The organism is Izhakiella australiensis (genome assembly GCF_002006995.1).
Taxonomy (GTDB): domain Bacteria; phylum Pseudomonadota; class Gammaproteobacteria; order Enterobacterales; family Enterobacteriaceae; genus Izhakiella; species Izhakiella australiensis.
In genome coordinates this window covers 169,502-186,128 of record NZ_MRUL01000002.1, presented here as the reverse complement: position 1 = coordinate 186,128, position 16,627 = coordinate 169,502, and the positions used below count along the sequence as shown (strand labels likewise).

The window sequence follows — 16,627 nt, the reverse complement described above, 5'->3', positions numbered from 1 at the left end:
ATTGAAATATAAATCTGTTATTTTACTATATTCTGTTGCTATATTTCGAAATGGCGGCGTATGCTGACAGTACCCTGGCGTGCTGTCAACTTTACCTGACAGATTTCTTCCCTGCAGACGAGTTGTTAGCATATTATTTGCCTCTGCACTTCTTTCTAATCAGGATACACCGATGCGTTTGGAAGTCTTCTGCCATGACCGTATTGGTCTGACGCGCGAATTACTGGACCTGCTGGTTGAGCGCGGCATTGATTTACGCGGTATTGAAATCGCGTTAATAGGGCGTATCTACCTCAACTTTACCGCCATCGACTTTACTATCTTCAGCGCACTAATGAGTGAGATCCGCCGCATTCCCGGCGTAACGGATGTGCGCACCGTTAGCTGGATGCCGTCTGAGCTGGAACATCGCGCGCTCAGCGCGCTGCTGATAGCCTTACCTGAACCGGTTTTTTCCATTGATTTAAAAGCCAGGATCGAGCTGACCAATCCGGCAGCGCAGCAGCTGTTTGCCATCAGTGAGGAGAAGCTACGCAGCTATAATGCGGGAAGCTTAATTAGCAGCTTTAATTTCCAGCGCTGGCTGGAGAGTGCGCGTGTTGAATCGCAGGCTCACCACGTTGTGCTACAGGGGCGTGATTTTCTGCTGGAAATCACGCCGATCTACACCAGCGAGCAAACGCTCAGCGGCGCGGTGGTGATGCTGAAATCGACGGCGCGCATGGGGCGTCAGCTACAGAATCTGGCGGTCAATGACGATGCCGAATTTCAACATGTGGTGGCGGTAAGCGACAGAATGCGCCAGGTTGTTGAACAGGCGCGTAAGCTGGCGATGCTGGATGCGCCCTTATTATTTGTTGGCGAGACCGGAACCGGAAAAGATCTCCTGGCGCGCGCCTGCCACCTGCGCAGCGCGCGCGGTAAAATGCCGTTCCTGGCCCTTAACTGCGCGTCTTTACCGGACGACGTTGCTGAGAGCGAGCTGTTTGGCCATGCGCCAGGCGCTTATCCTAACGCGCTGGAAGGTAAAAAAGGTTTTTTCGAGCAGGCCAATGGCGGTTCAGTGTTGCTGGACGAAATCGGTGAAATGTCGCCACGGATGCAAACCAAGCTGCTGCGTTTTTTGAATGACGGCACCTTCCGCCGGGTGGGCGAAGAACAGGAAGTTCACGTTGATGTGCGCGTTATCTGCGCGACGCAAAAAAATCTGCTGGAATTGGTGCAGCGCGGCGAATTCCGTGAAGACCTGTATTACCGTCTCAACGTGCTGACGCTGAATCTGCCCGCATTGCGCGATCGATCGCAGGATATTATTGCGTTGAGCGAACTATTCGTCGCCCGCTTTGCCGATGAGTTGGGGATAGCCTGCCCACGTATTTCACCGCAGCTGACGGCCTTTCTTATTCGCTACAGCTGGCCGGGGAACGTACGCCAGCTGCGTAACGCGCTGTACCGGGCGTTAACTCAGCTGGAGGGTAGTGAACTTCAGGTTCATGATATGGCCTCGCTGCCGCCGGAAAATAACCATGAAGGCGGCGCCATCAGCGAAGAGAGCCTTGAAGGAACCCTTGACGATATTACCAGTCGCTTCGAACGCTCGGTGCTGACGCGCCTTTACCTCACTTATCCCAGTACGCGCAAGCTGGCGAAAAGGCTGGGCGTTTCCCACACCGCAATTGCCAATAAGCTGCGAGAGTATGGATTAGGATTGCGACGTGCTGAGCATGATGATAAGGACAGCGAAAGCGGACAGTAAACGCCTCAGGCAGTAAAGGGCGCCGGGACACGTTAATCCCGGCGTCAGAGATTATTTCAACGCGGCCAGCGCCGCGTCGTAATCGGGCTCAGTGGTAATTTCTTCGACCAGCTGACTGTGCAGAACCTTATCGTGTTCGTCGAGAACGATAACCGCGCGGGCGGTCAGCCCTTGCAGCGAGCCATCGGCAATCCCCACACCGTAATCTTCCTTAAAGCTTGCGCCGCGCAGCGTGGAAAGCGTCACCACATTCGATAAACCATCCGAGCCGCAAAAGCGCGACTGGGCGAAGGGCAGGTCAGCGGAAATGCAAAGTATAACGGTGTTATCAAGCTCTGCCGCGAGCTGATTGAATTTGCGTACTGAAGCGGCGCAAACGCCGGTATCGATACTGGGGAAAATATTCAGCACTTTGCGCTTTCCTGAGAACTGGCTGAGCGGAGTATCCGCAAGATCCTTTGCTACCAGTGAAAAGGCTTTAGCTTGCTCGCCCTTGCGTAGAATCTGGCCGGCAACAGCAACCGGATTGCCCTGAAAAAGTACGGTCTGAGACATAATCGATCCTATAAACGAGGTAAGACGCTATGCGTGATTACGGCCAAAAATAGAGTACATTTGAATTACATAACTTAGATGACAATCGGCGGGAATGCAGCAAATGTCTGATAAAAATATTAAGCTGCGGGATAAAACTCGTTACGTTGCAGGCACAAAGCGCGAATCCAGGCCACACTGAATCGGCACAAAATGAAAAAGGATAAAAACGATGCGACAGGTCAACGTATATCCTGAAACCTGGCCTCTGAATGCGCCGTTCATCATTGCCCGCGGCAGTCGCAGTGAGGCAGTGGTGCTGGTAGTGGAAATTGAGCAGGACGGGGTGAAAGGGATCGGAGAATGTACGCCTTATCCGCGCTATGGCGAGTCTGTGGCCTCGGTGATGGCGCAAATTAACAGCCTGAAACCAGCGCTGGAGCAAGGCTTATCGCGTCATCTGTTGCAGCAGCAGCTTGCTGCGGGCGCGGCTCGCAATGCTATTGACTGTGCGTTATGGGATCTTGAATGTCGCCAGCAGCAGCAAAACCTGTGGCAAAAAACCGGCGCGATAATGCCCGATACGGTTTTTATGGCGCAAACGGTCAGTATTGATACGCCGGAGGTAATGGCGCTCAACGCCGGGCTACTGGTTGAAAAGGGCGCTCAGCTGCTAAAAGTTAAGCTCGACAATCATCTGATTACCGAGCGGCTGATGGCCATCCGCGCCAGCGTGCCCGAGGTGGCGCTAATCGTCGATGCGAATGAATCCTGGGAGGCGGATGGCCTGGCGGCGCGCTGCCAGCTGCTGGCTGACCTCAAGGTGAAGATGCTGGAGCAGCCGCTAAAAGTGGGCGACGATGCGGTGCTCGGTCATTTCATTCATCCTTTACCGATCTGCGCCGATGAAAGTTGCCATACGCGGGACAGCCTGGTCAGCCTGCACGGGCGCTACGACTTGATTAACATCAAGCTGGACAAAACGGGCGGGCTGACCGAAGCGCTGGCGCTGGCGCAGCTGGCAAAAGCCGAGGGGTTTGAGATTATGTTAGGTTGCATGCTTTGTACCTCCCGGGCTATTTCGGCGGCACTGCCGCTGGTTCCTGATGCCCGTTTTATCGACCTGGACGGCCCGACATGGCTGGCGCGGGACGTCGAACCGCCGCTGGCTTTTTCCTGCGGACGCATCGATTTACGCAGCCGGCCAGCATAATAATTCAATCAACGCTTGCAGATAGCATTCCGTTGCGGCGTCGGCTGAAATAGCCGGTAATTCAGCGGTGATACAGGGCAGGTTGAGGTCGGCGCACCAGCTGCCAAATGACCCCGGGGTGGCGTAGCCGACGTTGGCTACCAGCGGCAGCGACATTTTCTCCGCCAGCCAGTGGCCAAGCTGGCTGGCGTTCGGATCGTCAATGCAGGCCAGCGGTTCGTGAAAGCTCACGATCCATTGCGGCTTGAGCTGATGTATCAGGGTACAAAGTGCCTGAGTTTCAGGTTCAGAGCCGGGGCGCTCGCCGGTTGAAAGTAACACGTCGCGCTCCGGCGCATGGCTGTTCCAGCGATAAACCGTCTCGCCCCCTTGCCAGGTTGCTGCCGGAAAATTACGGTTAAGATCCACTCCGCGTGCGTTGGCGCGCAGGCCCAGCTGACAGCCGTCCGGATTAACCGTCAGTACCACGTGATGACGGCGCCATGGCTGTTGCAGAGTGCGCATGGCGCAGGACAGGGCGACGACTGCGGCAACTTCATCGCCGTGGGTACCGGCCAGAATCAGACCGCTGTTTTCATCAGCCGCCGCAGCGGGAAACCACAGCAGCGGCGCGCCCAGTACTGACTGACCATAAATCCTTGTTTCCGCGCTCAGCGGCCCTCGTGCGCTGCGGGGATGCAACTGCGTCATGAAAAAACTCCGTAATCAGTCAGGCGATTGGTAGACATTTTTATCACTAACATAGCGGTCCGACGCGGCTTTTGCCAGCAACATACCGGTTTTGCTGGATATAGCTGTTTACCAATCAATACTTTGCGTTACAGTAAAACAGCCATTTTTATTTTCTTTAAACGCAAAGGAGAACGCTATGGGCAGATTGTGCCAGATGACGCTGACTGCATTGAGCGTTGCCGCTTCCATACTGCCGGCATCTGCTGCTGACGTCCCCTCAGGAACGCAGCTGGCGGAGCGCCAGGAAATTGTTCGTCATATTAAAGACGAACCTGCGTCGCTTGATCCTGCTAAAGCCTCCGGCTTGCCGGAAATTCAGGTTATCCGCGATCTGTTTGAAGGACTGACTAATGAAGATGCCAGCGGCAAAATCGTGCCGGGAGTCGCTGAGAGCTGGCAAACGAATGACAATAAAAGCTGGATTTTCACCCTGCGTAATAATTTACGCTGGTCGGACGGCACTCCGCTGACGGCGAATGACTTCGTCTACAGCTGGCGCCGACTGGTTGACCCGGCGACCGCTTCGCCATTTGCCTCGTTCGCTGGGCTGGCGGGCATTGAAAATGCCGAGGCGATTGCCGCAAAAAAAATGGCGCCGGATACCCTGGGCGTCCAGGCGCTGGACGCCCGCCACCTGAAGGTGACGCTAAGCCGTCCGCTGCCGTGGTTTCCCAGCATGGTAGCCAATTTCAGTTTCTATCCGGTCCCGCGCCATGTAGTTGAAGCCAGCGGCGGCGACTGGACTCAGCCGGGCAAGCTGGTCGGTAACGGCGCCTATAAGTTACGCGAGCGGGTGGTTAACGAAAAGATCGTTCTGGCGCGTAATCCTCAGTACTGGGATGATGCCCGCTCGGTGTTGACGAAAGTCACCTTCGTGCCCGTCAATGATGAAGCAAACGCCACCAAACGCTACCGCGCGGGTGATATTGATATCACGGAGTCTTTTCCAAAAAACATGTATGCGTTGCTGAAAAAAGCGCTGCCGGGGCAGGTATATACGCCAGACCAGCTGGGTACCTATTATTACGCCTTCAATACGCGTCAGGGGCCGACCAAAGATGTCCGGGTTCGCCGTGCGCTTTCCTGGAGTATCGATCGTAAAGTGATTGCCGAGAAGGTGCTCGGTACCGGGGAAAAACCGGCGTGGCACTTCACCCCCGATGTAACCGCCGGATTTAGCCCTAAAAAGGATTTCATCCAGCAACATTCGCAGTCTGAACTGAATGCTCAGGCAAAAACGTTATTGGCCGCTGCCGGCTATGGTCCGCAGAAACCCTTAAACCTGACGTTGTTATATAACATCTCGGAAAACAACCAGAAAATCGCTATCGCGATAGCCTCAATGTGGAAAAAGAATCTTGGGGTGAAGGTAAAACTACAAAATCAGGAGTGGAAAACCTATCTCGACAGCCGTAACGGCGGCAACTTTGATGTTATCCGGGCATCATGGGTCGGTGATTATAATGAGCCGTCGACTTTCCTTTCACTGTTAACCTCCACCCATAGCGGTAACTTTTCCCGCTTTAGCAATGCTGATTACGATGCGGTGCTGGCAAGGGCGGCGCGGGAAACCAATGCCGCGGCCCGCAATAACGATTATAACCGGGCAGAACAGATACTGGGCGATGAGGTACCGATTGCGCCGATTTATCAATATACCAACGGGCGCCTGATTAAACCCTGGGTGAAAGGCTATCCAATAACCAATGCTGAAGACGTTGCCTACAGTCGCCAGCTATATATTGTTAAGCACTAGTTGTTATGACCTCGCCGCAGGGCGGGGTCATACCGTTAGTATGTTAACAATTGTTGCAACTGTCACGGCTTTGTAACGCATCCATCGCATGGCAGGGATTGTAACAATCCGTCGCTGGGCTAGACTGTATCCTGTTGATTATTCGATTGACGGAGCCATTGTGGAGATTATTGAGGGTAAGGCGTTACAGATTTCCGATGCGATTATTTCCTGTCAGCTGGATGGTAAAGGCGGGCTGATAGCGATTGATGATAACGAGGTTATTCATTGCGATCGTCCCTGCTGGTTACACCTGAACTATACCCATCGTGAAAGTGCTGAATGGCTCTCTTCTACGCCGCTGATCCCCGATAACGTGCGTGACGCATTGGGCGGCGATTCACTGCGCCCCAGGGTCAATCGCCTGGGAGATGGCACCATGATCACCCTGCGTAGCGTTAATCTGAACAGCGAATCGCGTCCCGACCAGCTGGTCGTCATCCGGGTGTTTATTAATGGAAAAATCATCGTTTCTACGCGGCGGCGTAAGGTGTTTGCCATTGATGAAGTTCTGACCGATTTGCAAAATGGCAACGGGCCGACGGATGGCGGTAGCTGGCTGGTTGAGCTGTGCGAAGCGTTGAACGATGATACCAGTGAATTTATTGAGCAGTTGCACGATAAAATTATCGATCTGGAGGATGCCGTGGTCGACCAGCAGGTTCCGGCGCGCGGTGAACTGGCGCTGATCCGCAAACAGCTGATCGTTATGCGCCGTTATATGGCTCCGCAGCGCGATGTTTATGCTCGTCTTGCCAGTGAGCGCCTGCCGTGGATGAGCGATGACGACCGCCGGCGTATGCAGGATATTGCTGACCGCCTGGGGCGCGGGCTGGACGATCTGGATGCATGCGTTGCGCGTACTGCCGTGTTGGCCGATGAAATTACCAGCGTGCTGGCGGATGCGATGAATCGCCGTACCTATACCATGTCACTGATGGCCATGATTTTCCTGCCGGCAACCTTTCTTACCGGGCTGTTTGGCGTCAATCTTGGCGGCATTCCCGGCGGCGGCTGGAGCTATGGATTCCCCCTTTTCTGTTTATTGTTACTGGTGTTGGGAGCGGGTGTTGCGTGGTGGTTAAGAAAACGTAACTGGCTGTAGTTAATGACTTTTCATACAGATTAGATCGAAAATAATGATCAGCATCAAAGAGTCCGCAAGGGGAAAGGCGCAGACTCTTTCATGCAGGTGAATGCAACGTCAAGCGATGGGCGTTGTGCTCCATATTGTCTTACTTCCTTTTTGAATTATTGCATAGCACATTTGATTCGATACGCCGGCACGATGCCGGCTTTTTTTTGCCGTTTGGCTGTTCTGCCATAGCTCTCTATGCTTAAAGTAAGTCACCAAAGGAGGAGAGCATGATACAGGCAATGCGTAATTCTCAACCGCAGGCTTCCGACCCCGTTCCGACCGATCCCGTCCCCATTCCGGAGCCGATACCGCAGCCACAGCCCATCCCGGATCCGCCGCCCGGTGAGCCAGATCCCCACCCGATAATTGACCCGCCACCGCACGTGTGACGGATAATCAACTACTTAATTTGCAGAACGTCGAGGCGCGGATAGTCGCGCCCGGCTTCATCCTCTTCATCCTGTGGCTGCCAGCCGGCAGGCTGGAGCGGCAGAGATTCGCGATCAAAGGCCAGGTCGCCGCCGTCAATAACCGCATCGCCATGATGAATAGATTTAAAGTCGAACAGTCCGGTATCCGCCAGGTGAGAAGGCACCACGTTTTGCATCGCGCTAAACATCGTTTCAATCCGGCCAGGATATTTACGGTCCCAGTCGCGCAGCATATCGCCAATAACCTGACGCTGAAGGTTTGGCTGCGAGCCACATAGATTGCAGGGAATAATGGGAAACTGACGCGCCGTTGCAAAGCGCTCGATATCTTTTTCCCGGCAGTAGGCGAGAGGACGAATCACGATGTGCTTGCCATCATCGCTCATCAGCTTAGGCGGCATGCCTTTCATTTTGCCGCCGTAAAACATATTGAGAAACAGCGTCTGCAAAATATCATCACGATGATGACCAAGGGCGATTTTTGTCGCGCCAAGCTCGCTGGCTGTACGATAAAGAATGCCGCGGCGCAGCCTTGAGCAAAGCGAGCAGGTTGTTTTGCCTTCGGGAATTTTTTCTTTAACGATGCTGTAAGTGTCTTCCTGCACGATTGTATATTCAACGCCGATGTCGTCGAGATAGCCGGGCAGAATATGTTCAGGAAATCCGGGCTGCTTCTGATCGAGGTTAACCGCCACCAGGCTGAAACTCACCGGCGCGCTTTGCTGCAAATTGCGCAAAATTTCCAGCATGGTGTAACTATCTTTGCCGCCGGACAGGCAAACCATAACCCGGTCGCCTTCCTCAATCATATTGAAGTGAGCGATAGCTTCGCCAACGTTGCGACGCAGACGCTTATGAAGCTTGTTGAGGTTATACTGCGATTTTTTATCAACCATTTGATTTTCTGACATATTAACTATCTCTTATTGGCTTCTTACCCGGGCCAGCCAGCGGGATATCACCGGGTATCGCTGGCCGGAAGCCTGCGAGCGTATGCATGTCGCGTATGGTACGGATTACAGCGCCGAATTCCAGCACCTTTTTAACCGCATGGCATAATGAAACAGTGCGCCTGTTTTCAGGGCCGACCAATGCCGGCGAACCTTCTCCCGGCGGCGGGTGTGAGCGAGCAAGACTATATTGTCATCATCGCAGCGTAATCTGCTCGCTCAGCAGCGCGAAAACGGCCAGAAACTATCGCGCTAAGGGGGCAAGCAGGCAGCGGAACCACCATAGATACTTCCAGAGTAGACGGGGTTTTGGCGGGCAGGCTTCTCTGTTGCAAACCGCGACGGTATGCCAGGTAAAATTTAAAAAACGACGGCTGTGCCCACGCTCCGCGCCATAGGCGGTAATTTCTTTTGCTTTTTTCTGGTCGACGGGCGTATTAAAGGATAAATCGCGCGGCAGGCTATGATATGAGCTTTCGCGGTCAATGTCTCTTATATGGCAACGGATGCGGCGGGGGAGATAGCGCTGTATTGAGCCATGGTACTTATGATATTTCACAAACCGATAGTCTTCCGCGCCATAATGGCCACAAAACTCTTCATCATAGCCAAAGTGTCTGAAAAACCGTGCCCGCGACATGAAAAATAAATTGCTATGCCCTTTAATGCGTTTTCCTGTTTCAGGGTCGTTTCGGTATATCTTATAAAAGCTGCGACCGGGGCTTTTATGTCCGATAAGATAGCTGAACGTTTCTGGCGGCAGCTGATGATCCAGATCGGTCAGCAAAATTTTATCCGATTTTGCATAGGTAACGCCAAGATTGCGTGCGCCGCCCTGGTTCCAGCAGATATCATCGTCTATCCGCAGCCAGGTCAGGTTTAGCTTAAACGCAGGGACCTCATAGTGGATGCTGCTAGCGTCATCAATTATCACAAAATGGGTGCAATCCAGAATCTCTGTTGGATAGCTTTCATACGCTTTTAGTAAAGATAAAACGGAATCAATATTCCCCTGGTTGCAATAAAAGTGAGTTATATAAGTCAATTTAATATGCTGCCAGTCACTCATTTAATATTCTCTTTTCATTTTTTTAACATATTTGGTTTTTTATCAGAAAATAAACATGTCAGCAGGCTATGACACTATGTTTTTTAAGTGACTTTATGGGGGATTTTATCCGGATGAAGGAGGCCTGTGCTGATTTCGCTGTATTAAAGACTATTTAAATTACTTTCTGATTAGCATCTGTGTTGCGTGCAGCAAGCGAAACCATTAGCTTGCGTGCGCAATTGGAGATGACATAGTATGCAGTCTTCCCTTTAAACAAGGGCCAAACAAAAGTAGTAACAACCTGCATTAGACATAACATGTTTTAATTTAAAAAATCTTACTCCTGAAGTAAAAGTAGCAGATTTAAAAATTTTATTTTTTTATTGCCATCATGACCTTTAATATGCGAAATAATTTTAATCAGCAGGAGAGCTTCGCGGGGAGTGTGGATAGACTGTGGTTAAGCGAGAGGTGTCACATGTCAGTACGCGACCTGATTACGCCTGTAAAAACTCACCGGTTCCGCCCTGTAAAGGAAACCCCAAGGACAATTGTGATGAAAAAAATTATCGCCTGCCTCATTTTTTGCGGCTGCTTTAATGCGCAATGCGCAGTAAAAAATAGCGAAGCAGAAAAGTTTCATTACGTTCCCGACCTGCCGGAAGGCCTTACAGGCAAGCATCAGAAGGACAAACATCCGCTCGATGTGCAGAAGAACAGTGCTATAAAATGGAAGCTCGATCATGATGTCGAAACCTATCACTTCAGAGAAGAGAATGCCTCGAGCGAGGTGGTCAGGGAAGGCGGGGGGATTCGCTGGTAGCGCTGGTTGGTCAGCGATGCAGCGTGAAGCAGGAAAGGGCGGCAACGGCCGCCCGGTGGGGCGCTAATTGACAATGATTTCCGGCGGTTGTTGCCACAGCGGCGCGGCATCAGCCAGCAGCGCTTTGAAATGAGGCTGCTCGCCGTGGCGATCGATTGCCTGCTGATCCCGCCAGCTTTCGTGAAATAAAAAGGTATTCTGGTCCTCCAGACTGCGATACAGATCGTAATGTAAGCATCCGGGTTCGGCGCGACTGGGTTCAATGCAGTGGCTAAGCACCGCCTGCAACTCATCAGCCTTACCGGGCCTTGCAATAAACTTTGCCACGATCATCAGCGGTTTCTCTGACATAAAAGCACTCCTTTTAGCGATTATTGCCGCTTATTCTACGCACGAAAAATGAAATGTCGTGCAGCTTCCCGTGCGCCTTAAGCGTTGTTTATCAGGCTTCAGCCTTACCGGCCAGCTGCGCCAGCAGGGCGTATTTACGCTGGGCCTCTGCACCGGCGTCAATCCACAGCTGACGAGCGACCTCGGGCTGTTGCTGGTTCAGGCGACGAAAGCGTTGCTCATTCATCAGCGCCGCTTCCAATTCGCTGGCAGGCGGGCGCGAGTCAAGGGACAGAGCAACTTTGCCTTGCTCTGTGCGCTGCGGGTCGAAGCGGTATAGCGGCCAGAAACCGCTGGTGGTCAGCTGACGCATCTGGTCGTGGCTGAGAGCTAAGTCGTATCCATGCTCTTCGCAGGGGCTGTAAGCAATAATCAGCGAGGGGCCCGGATAGGCTTCGGCTTCCTGAATTGCTTTAACCGTCTGATTGAGCTGCGCACCGAGTGAAATTTGTGCAACGTACACGTGACCATACATCATCATGCTGACGCCGAGATCTTTGCGCGCTTTGCGCTTGCCGTTTTCGCCAAAGCGGGTTACCGCCCCAAGGGGCGTGGCTTTAGACGCCTGACCGCCGGTATTGGAGTAGCATTGGGTATCCAGCACCAGAATATTGACGTTTTCGCTCAGGCTGAGCACGTGGTCAAGGCCGCCAAAGCCTATATCATAGGCCCAGCCGTCACCGCCAATGAGCCATATTGACTTATCAATCAACGCATCGGCCTGCTGGTAAAGGGCGCGGGCATCGGGGCGGCTGTCCTGTGCCAGCAGCGAGCGCAATTCCTCAACCGCCGCGCGCTGTTGGCCGATAGTGACGCTGTCACTTTCGAGGGTCGCTTTTAACGCTGGCGTCAGACTGCCGGCGAGCTGGTTAACAAGGCGGCGGGCGCGCTGGCGCTGAAGATCAACGCTAAGGCGGAATCCCAGACCGAACTCGGCATTGTCTTCAAATAGCGAATTTGCCCATGCCGGCCCACGACCTTCCTTATTAGTGGTGTAGGGCGTTGAGGGCAGATTTCCACCGTAGATTGACGAACAACCGGTTGCATTGGCAATTAACAGGCGGTCGCCATAAAGCTGCGTCAGCAGTTTGATATAGGGGGTTTCGCCGCAGCCGGAGCAGGCGCCGGAATATTCGAACAGCGGTGTAATAAGCTGTGATGTCCGGATATCAATACGCTCAATCTGCGCGGGCTCGATATCTGGCAGCGCCAGGAACGCATCAAAGCGCTGTTTTTCCTCTTCGAGGTGCGCCAGCCGCGGCTGCATATTAATGGCTTTTATTTCCGGGTTCTGCCGATCTTTCGCCGGGCAAACCTCGACGCACAGATTACAGCCGGTGCAGTCTTCCGGCGCTACCTGCAAAAGGTATTTTTGTCCGCGCATATCGCGCGATTTAACGTCCAGCGAAGGCAACAATGGGCTGCCTGCCGCCGCAAGGCTTTGCGGCGAAACCACCTTAGCGCGGATCGCCGCATGGGGGCAGGCAGCGACGCAGTGATTGCACTGGGTGCAGAGATCCGCCTTCCAGATGGGAATGGCTTCTGCGATATTGCGTTTCTCCCAGCGGGTGGTGCCGGTCGGCCATGTTCCGTCAGGCGGCAGAGCAGAGACCGGAAGTGAGTCGCCAAGGCCCGCCAGCATCGCCGCAGTAACGGTTTTTACGAAATCGGGCGCGCTGTCGGCAACCACCGGCGGCATCTGATGACTTTGCGCATCTACCGGGCGCAGTTCGACCTGCTCCAGCGCAGTACGGGATGCTGCCAGCGCCGCCCAGTTACGCTGCACCAGCTCATCGCCTTTGCTGCGGTAGCTGCGCGCCGCGGCATCCTGCAGCAGAGATAGCGCATCGTCAGCAGCAATTACGCCGCTCAGCTCAAAGAAAGCCATCTGCATGACGGTATTAATACGTGCGCCAAGCTGACATTCGCGGGCAATGCGGGCGGCATTGATGACATAAAAGCGCGCCTGTTTACGGTTCAAGGTTGCCTGCACTTCCTGCGGCAAACGCTGCCAGACCTCTTCTGCGGACCAGGGGGCGTTGAGCAGGAAAACGCCGCCGGGTTTCAGCCGCTCAGTCAGCCGGTATTTGTCGATAAACTGCCACTGATGACAACCGATAAAATCGGCTGCTTCCACCAGATAAGCGGACTGAATCGGCTGCTCACTGACGCGCAGATGGGAAACCGTCAGACCGCCCGCTTTTTTGGAATCATAAACAAAATAGCCCTGCACGTTGAAGGGCGTGCTATTGCCGATAATTTTAATATTATTTTTCGTGGCAGAAACGCTGCCGTCGCTGCCAAGACCGTAAAATAGCGCTTGCAGGCGCGCATGATTGACCATTCCATGATCGGGTAATGGCAGCGATAGCTGGGTAACGTCATCATAAATACCGACGGTAAAGCGCGCGGGCGGCTGCGGCTGGGAAAGCGCATTAAATACCGCCAGTACGCAGCGGGGATCGAATTCTTTAGAAGATAAGCCATAGCGGCCGCCGCTCAACAGCGGCATAGCGGATCGCTTACCCTGGGCGACGGCTTCGGCCAGGGTACAGATCACGTCAAGGAACAGCGGTTCCGCCTGGGCGCCTGGCTCTTTGGTGCGATCCAACACTGCAATGCGCTTAACCGTCCCGGGTAGCGCCGCCAGCAGCTGCTCTGCCGGAAAAGGGCGATAAAGATGAATCGTAACCAGACCCACTTTTTCCCCTTGCTGGCAAAGGTTGTCAATGACCTCGCGGCAGGTGCCGGCAGCGGAGCCCATCAGGACGATTACGCGCTCAGCCTGCGGATCCCCGTAGTAGCTGACGGGGTGATACTGACGGCCGGTTTCACGGGCGAAATCGTTCATTGCCTGCTCAACGTGCGTCACGGCGGCGTTATACCAGGGGTTGATTGCCTCGCGGGATTGAAACCAGGTGTCGGGATTCGCCGAGGTGCCGCGAATAACCGGATGGTCCGGCGATAGCGCTCGCTGGCGATGGGCCTCGATGGCCTGCTGCGGCATCAGAACGCGCAGCGTTTCATCTGACAGCGGAACGATTTTATTGATTTCGTGCGAAGTACGAAAGCCGTCAAAAAAGTGGATAAAGGGCAGGCGACTGTTAAGGGATGCTATTTGCGCGATTAAGGCAAAATCCTGCGCCTGCTGTACGCCGTCAGCGCACAGCATCGCGCAGCCGGTTTGCCGCACCGCCATGACGTCGGAATGGTCGCAAAAAATGGACAGTGCGTGAGCGGCGACGGTACGGGCGGCAACGTGCAGAACAAAAGGGGTCAGCTGTCCGGCGAGCTTATAAAGCGTCGGGATCATCAGCAGCAATCCCTGGGATGAGGTGAAGCTAGTGGAAAGCGCCCCGGTTTGCAGCGCGCCATGGACGGCGGCAATCGCACCGGCTTCAGACTGCATTTCGACCACCTTCGGCACATCGCCCCAGACGTTCTGACGCCCGGCGCTTGACCAGGCATCCGCCTGTTCGGCCATGGCAGAACTTGGCGTTATCGGGTAAATAGCGATCACTTCGCTGGTGCGAAAGGCTACGGAAGCCGCAGCGCCATTGCCGTCGATGGTGATCATACAATATCCTCTCAAGTTGACCTGGCGTAGAGTCTGGCACACCAGCGTCGCTTATCCCTACCAAAATTAGGGGAATGCGCCACGGCGGCGCACTGAGGATCAAATTTGCCTGGTTCTAGTGCATTTCCAGACTGTGTACGCCTTTAATCTCCATTAACGCTTCATAAAGACGCGACTGAACTACCCTTCGTGACAGGGTAACGTCCAGTGATAGTTCGCAAAGGCCGCTCTCGTCATCACGGTTAACCACGGAAACCTGACCGGTGCGGATATGCTCTTTTTGCAGCGCCAGCAGCACAAGCGGCACGCTTTTAGGCTTGAGTCGAAACAGCAGCGAGTGATGTTTGCCGACCAGATAGCGGCTGAGACGGCTAAATAGCTCCAGCACCACCAGCGCCAGCAGGGTACCGTAAATACCAATTTCATACAGCCCGCTGCCGATGACCAGCCCGATGGCCGCGGTAACCCATAACCCGGCGGCGGTGGTCAGGCCACGCACCACCTGGCGTTGGATCATTATGGTGCCGGCGCCGAGAAAACCCATACCGCTGACTACCTGGGCGGCAATACGGCTGGGGTCGAGCGCAATATGTTCCAGCGGCAGCACATCGGCAAAGCCATATTTAGAAACGATCATAAACATGGCGCTACCGATCCCAACCAGAATATGGGTACGCAATCCCGCTTCCTTTGCCCGCAGCTGGCGCTCAAGGCCAATAAGCCCGCCCAGCGCCCCGGCGAGGGCGATGCGCACCAGTAAATCAATAACCATTGTTATCCTCCTGATTTTTCTTTAATTAAATAGCGGAGTCGTAAAATCAAAAAATTAAGACAACCATCAATTGCAATTTTGTCGATTTTATTCAGTAAAAAAAGATGACAGACAGCGACCTTTTGTTTAACTTTCCTAATGCTGTTTTGTCTTTGAGCCACAATCTCCCGGAGCCTGATAAATGAAAGCTGCGACTTTATTACTGGCCGGCGCTGCTGCGCTGTTGCTTTCCGCCTGCAGTAGCGATCCTGACCAAAATGAACCGCCGCAGCAAGCGACCAGCGCGCATGTTACCGCCAGACCGCATATGTCGTCAGTGGCTACCGATGCTTGCGGCGGTGCCGGCGGAACCCTTGCATTCTCTCGTCAGCTTGATGGTAGCGCCGTCGGCATGTGCCAGTTGCCAAACGGACGTCGCTGCAGTGAAACGGCGCTGACCTCGGGCGGTTGCATTTAAAACGCTATTGTTGATTCCGCGTTAACTCATTGCTGCAGCTGTCGCCTCTCGCCAGACAGGCGAGGTTTTCCAGGGTAACCTGGGCGATGTTGATTAACGCATCGGAAGTCAGGAAAGCCTGATGGCCGGTGAATAACACGTTATGGCAGGCTGACAGGCGACGGAAAACGTCATCCTGAATCACATCATTAGACTTATCTTCAAAGAAGAGATCGCGTTCGTTTTCGTAGACATCCATACCCAGCGAGCCGATTTTTTGCATTTTCAGCGCTTCAATGGCCGCCTTTGAATCAATCAGCGCCCCGCGGCTGGTATTAATAATCATCACTCCATCTTTCATCTGAGCAAAGGCGCTGGCATTCAGCAGGTGCTGGTTTTCCGGGGTCAGCGGGCAATGCAGGCTGATAACGTCAGACTGGTTAAACAGCGTGGCGAGATCAACATATTCCGCGCCAGGCGCCAGAACCTGCGGGTTAGGATAGGGGTCGTATGCCAGCAATCGCATACCGAAACCGTTAAGAATGCGCAGCGTCGCGAGACCGATTTTGCCGGTACCGATAATGCCCGCAGTGCGACCATGCATATTAAAGCCGGTTAAGCCCTCCAGTGAGAAGTTCGCATCACGGGTACGCAGCCAGGCGCGATGAATATGACGATTCAGCGTCATCATTAACCCTACCGCGTGCTCGGCTACCGCCTCCGGTGAATAGGCCGGCACGCGCACCACCGCCAGACCAAGCTCGCGCGCTGCGTCAAGGTCAACGTTATTAAAACCTGCACAGCGCAGGGCAACATACTTTACGCCGAGCGCCGCCAGCTCTTCCAGTACCGCCCGACTGGCGTCATCGTTAACAAAAATACACACCGCTTCGCAGTTTACGGCGTTCTTAGCCGTGCGTTCGCTAAGCAGAAAATCGAAAAACTCAATGTCAATTCCATAACTTTCATTAACATGTTCAAGGTATTTGCGTTCATATTGTCTGGTGCTATAAACGGCTAGTTTCATTA

At 53.7% G+C, this 16,627-nt stretch carries 15 protein-coding genes; 7 read left to right on the top strand and 8 right to left on the bottom strand.

Going from position 1 to position 16,627, the window contains the following annotated elements; all coding sequences use genetic code 11:
• Positions 1-172 precede the first annotated feature (172 nt).
• The gene (tyrR, locus tag BTJ39_RS04190; protein ID WP_078001424.1) at positions 173-1,756 is read left to right on the top strand and encodes a transcriptional regulator TyrR; all 1,584 of its coding nucleotides are present in this window, start codon (positions 173-175) and stop codon (positions 1,754-1,756) included.
• A 51-nt stretch (positions 1,757-1,807) separates the two neighbouring features.
• Here tyrR and tpx read toward each other — a convergent pair whose 3' ends face one another.
• Positions 1,808-2,311, bottom strand: a complete 504-nt coding sequence (gene tpx / locus BTJ39_RS04185) for a thiol peroxidase (protein WP_078001423.1) — start codon at positions 2,309-2,311, stop codon at positions 1,808-1,810.
• Between the two features lie 211 nt (positions 2,312-2,522).
• Here tpx and ycjG point away from each other — a divergent pair, with 211 nt between their 5' ends.
• Complete coding sequence (ycjG, locus tag BTJ39_RS04180) at positions 2,523-3,503, top strand: L-Ala-D/L-Glu epimerase (RefSeq protein ID WP_078001422.1); 981 nt, start codon at positions 2,523-2,525, stop codon at positions 3,501-3,503.
• Here the strand turns inward: ycjG and mpaA are convergent.
• The gene (mpaA, locus tag BTJ39_RS04175) at positions 3,483-4,193 is read right to left on the bottom strand and encodes a murein tripeptide amidase MpaA (RefSeq protein WP_078001421.1); all 711 of its coding nucleotides are present in this window, start codon (positions 4,191-4,193) and stop codon (positions 3,483-3,485) included. The two genes, ycjG and mpaA, sit on opposite strands and share 21 nt — an antisense overlap.
• A 178-nt stretch (positions 4,194-4,371) precedes the next feature.
• On the opposite strand from mpaA, the gene BTJ39_RS04170 reads away from it, so the two are divergent.
• From BTJ39_RS04170 to ynaL, 3 genes are all read left to right on the top strand, one after another.
• Positions 4,372-5,991 carry a peptide ABC transporter substrate-binding protein gene (locus BTJ39_RS04170; protein WP_078001420.1) on the top strand — a complete coding sequence of 540 codons (1,620 nt, stop codon included), beginning with the start codon at positions 4,372-4,374 and terminating at the stop codon, positions 5,989-5,991.
• A gap of 160 nt (positions 5,992-6,151) precedes the next feature.
• Positions 6,152-7,135 (top strand): zinc transporter ZntB, encoded by a 984-nt coding sequence (gene zntB, locus BTJ39_RS04165; protein ID WP_078001419.1) that lies wholly within the window; start codon positions 6,152-6,154, stop codon positions 7,133-7,135.
• 260 nt (positions 7,136-7,395) lie between these two features.
• Positions 7,396-7,557 (top strand): proline-rich small protein YnaL, encoded by a 162-nt coding sequence (gene ynaL, locus BTJ39_RS25525; protein WP_479684387.1) that lies wholly within the window; start codon positions 7,396-7,398, stop codon positions 7,555-7,557.
• Positions 7,558-7,568: 11 nt separating this feature from the next.
• Here the strand turns inward: ynaL and ttcA are convergent, their stop codons facing one another.
• Positions 7,569-8,510, bottom strand: coding sequence for a tRNA 2-thiocytidine(32) synthetase TtcA (gene ttcA / locus BTJ39_RS04160; protein ID WP_078001418.1), 942 nt, complete (start codon positions 8,508-8,510; stop codon positions 7,569-7,571).
• Between the two features lie 283 nt (positions 8,511-8,793).
• On the bottom strand, positions 8,794-9,618 hold the full coding sequence (locus tag BTJ39_RS04155) for a glycosyltransferase (RefSeq protein WP_078001417.1): 825 nt from the start codon (positions 9,616-9,618) through the stop codon (positions 8,794-8,796).
• Between the two features lie 538 nt (positions 9,619-10,156).
• Here BTJ39_RS04155 and BTJ39_RS04150 point away from each other — a divergent pair.
• A complete protein-coding gene (locus tag BTJ39_RS04150; protein ID WP_078001416.1) occupies positions 10,157-10,423 on the top strand; it encodes a hypothetical protein in 267 nt (88 codons plus the stop codon).
• A gap of 63 nt (positions 10,424-10,486) precedes the next feature.
• On the opposite strand, the gene BTJ39_RS04145 is transcribed toward BTJ39_RS04150, so the two are convergent.
• From BTJ39_RS04145 to BTJ39_RS04135, 3 genes are all read right to left on the bottom strand, one after another.
• Positions 10,487-10,774 (bottom strand): putative quinol monooxygenase, encoded by a 288-nt coding sequence (locus BTJ39_RS04145; protein WP_078001415.1) that lies wholly within the window; start codon positions 10,772-10,774, stop codon positions 10,487-10,489.
• A gap of 91 nt (positions 10,775-10,865) precedes the next feature.
• On the bottom strand, positions 10,866-14,390 hold the full coding sequence (gene nifJ, locus BTJ39_RS04140) for a pyruvate:ferredoxin (flavodoxin) oxidoreductase (protein WP_078001414.1): 3,525 nt from the start codon (positions 14,388-14,390) through the stop codon (positions 10,866-10,868).
• A gap of 115 nt (positions 14,391-14,505) precedes the next feature.
• Entirely contained in the window at positions 14,506-15,162 is a 657-nt protein-coding gene (locus BTJ39_RS04135; protein ID WP_078001413.1) for an MgtC/SapB family protein, read from the bottom strand.
• A 181-nt stretch (positions 15,163-15,343) separates the two neighbouring features.
• Here BTJ39_RS04135 and BTJ39_RS04130 point away from each other — a divergent pair, with 181 nt between their 5' ends.
• Complete coding sequence (locus BTJ39_RS04130; protein ID WP_078001412.1) at positions 15,344-15,619, top strand: putative hemolysin; 276 nt, start codon at positions 15,344-15,346, stop codon at positions 15,617-15,619.
• A gap of 4 nt (positions 15,620-15,623) precedes the next feature.
• Here the strand turns inward: BTJ39_RS04130 and BTJ39_RS04125 are convergent, their stop codons facing one another.
• The gene (locus tag BTJ39_RS04125) at positions 15,624-16,625 is read right to left on the bottom strand and encodes a 2-hydroxyacid dehydrogenase (RefSeq protein ID WP_078001411.1); all 1,002 of its coding nucleotides are present in this window, start codon (positions 16,623-16,625) and stop codon (positions 15,624-15,626) included.
• Positions 16,626-16,627 lie beyond the last annotated feature (2 nt).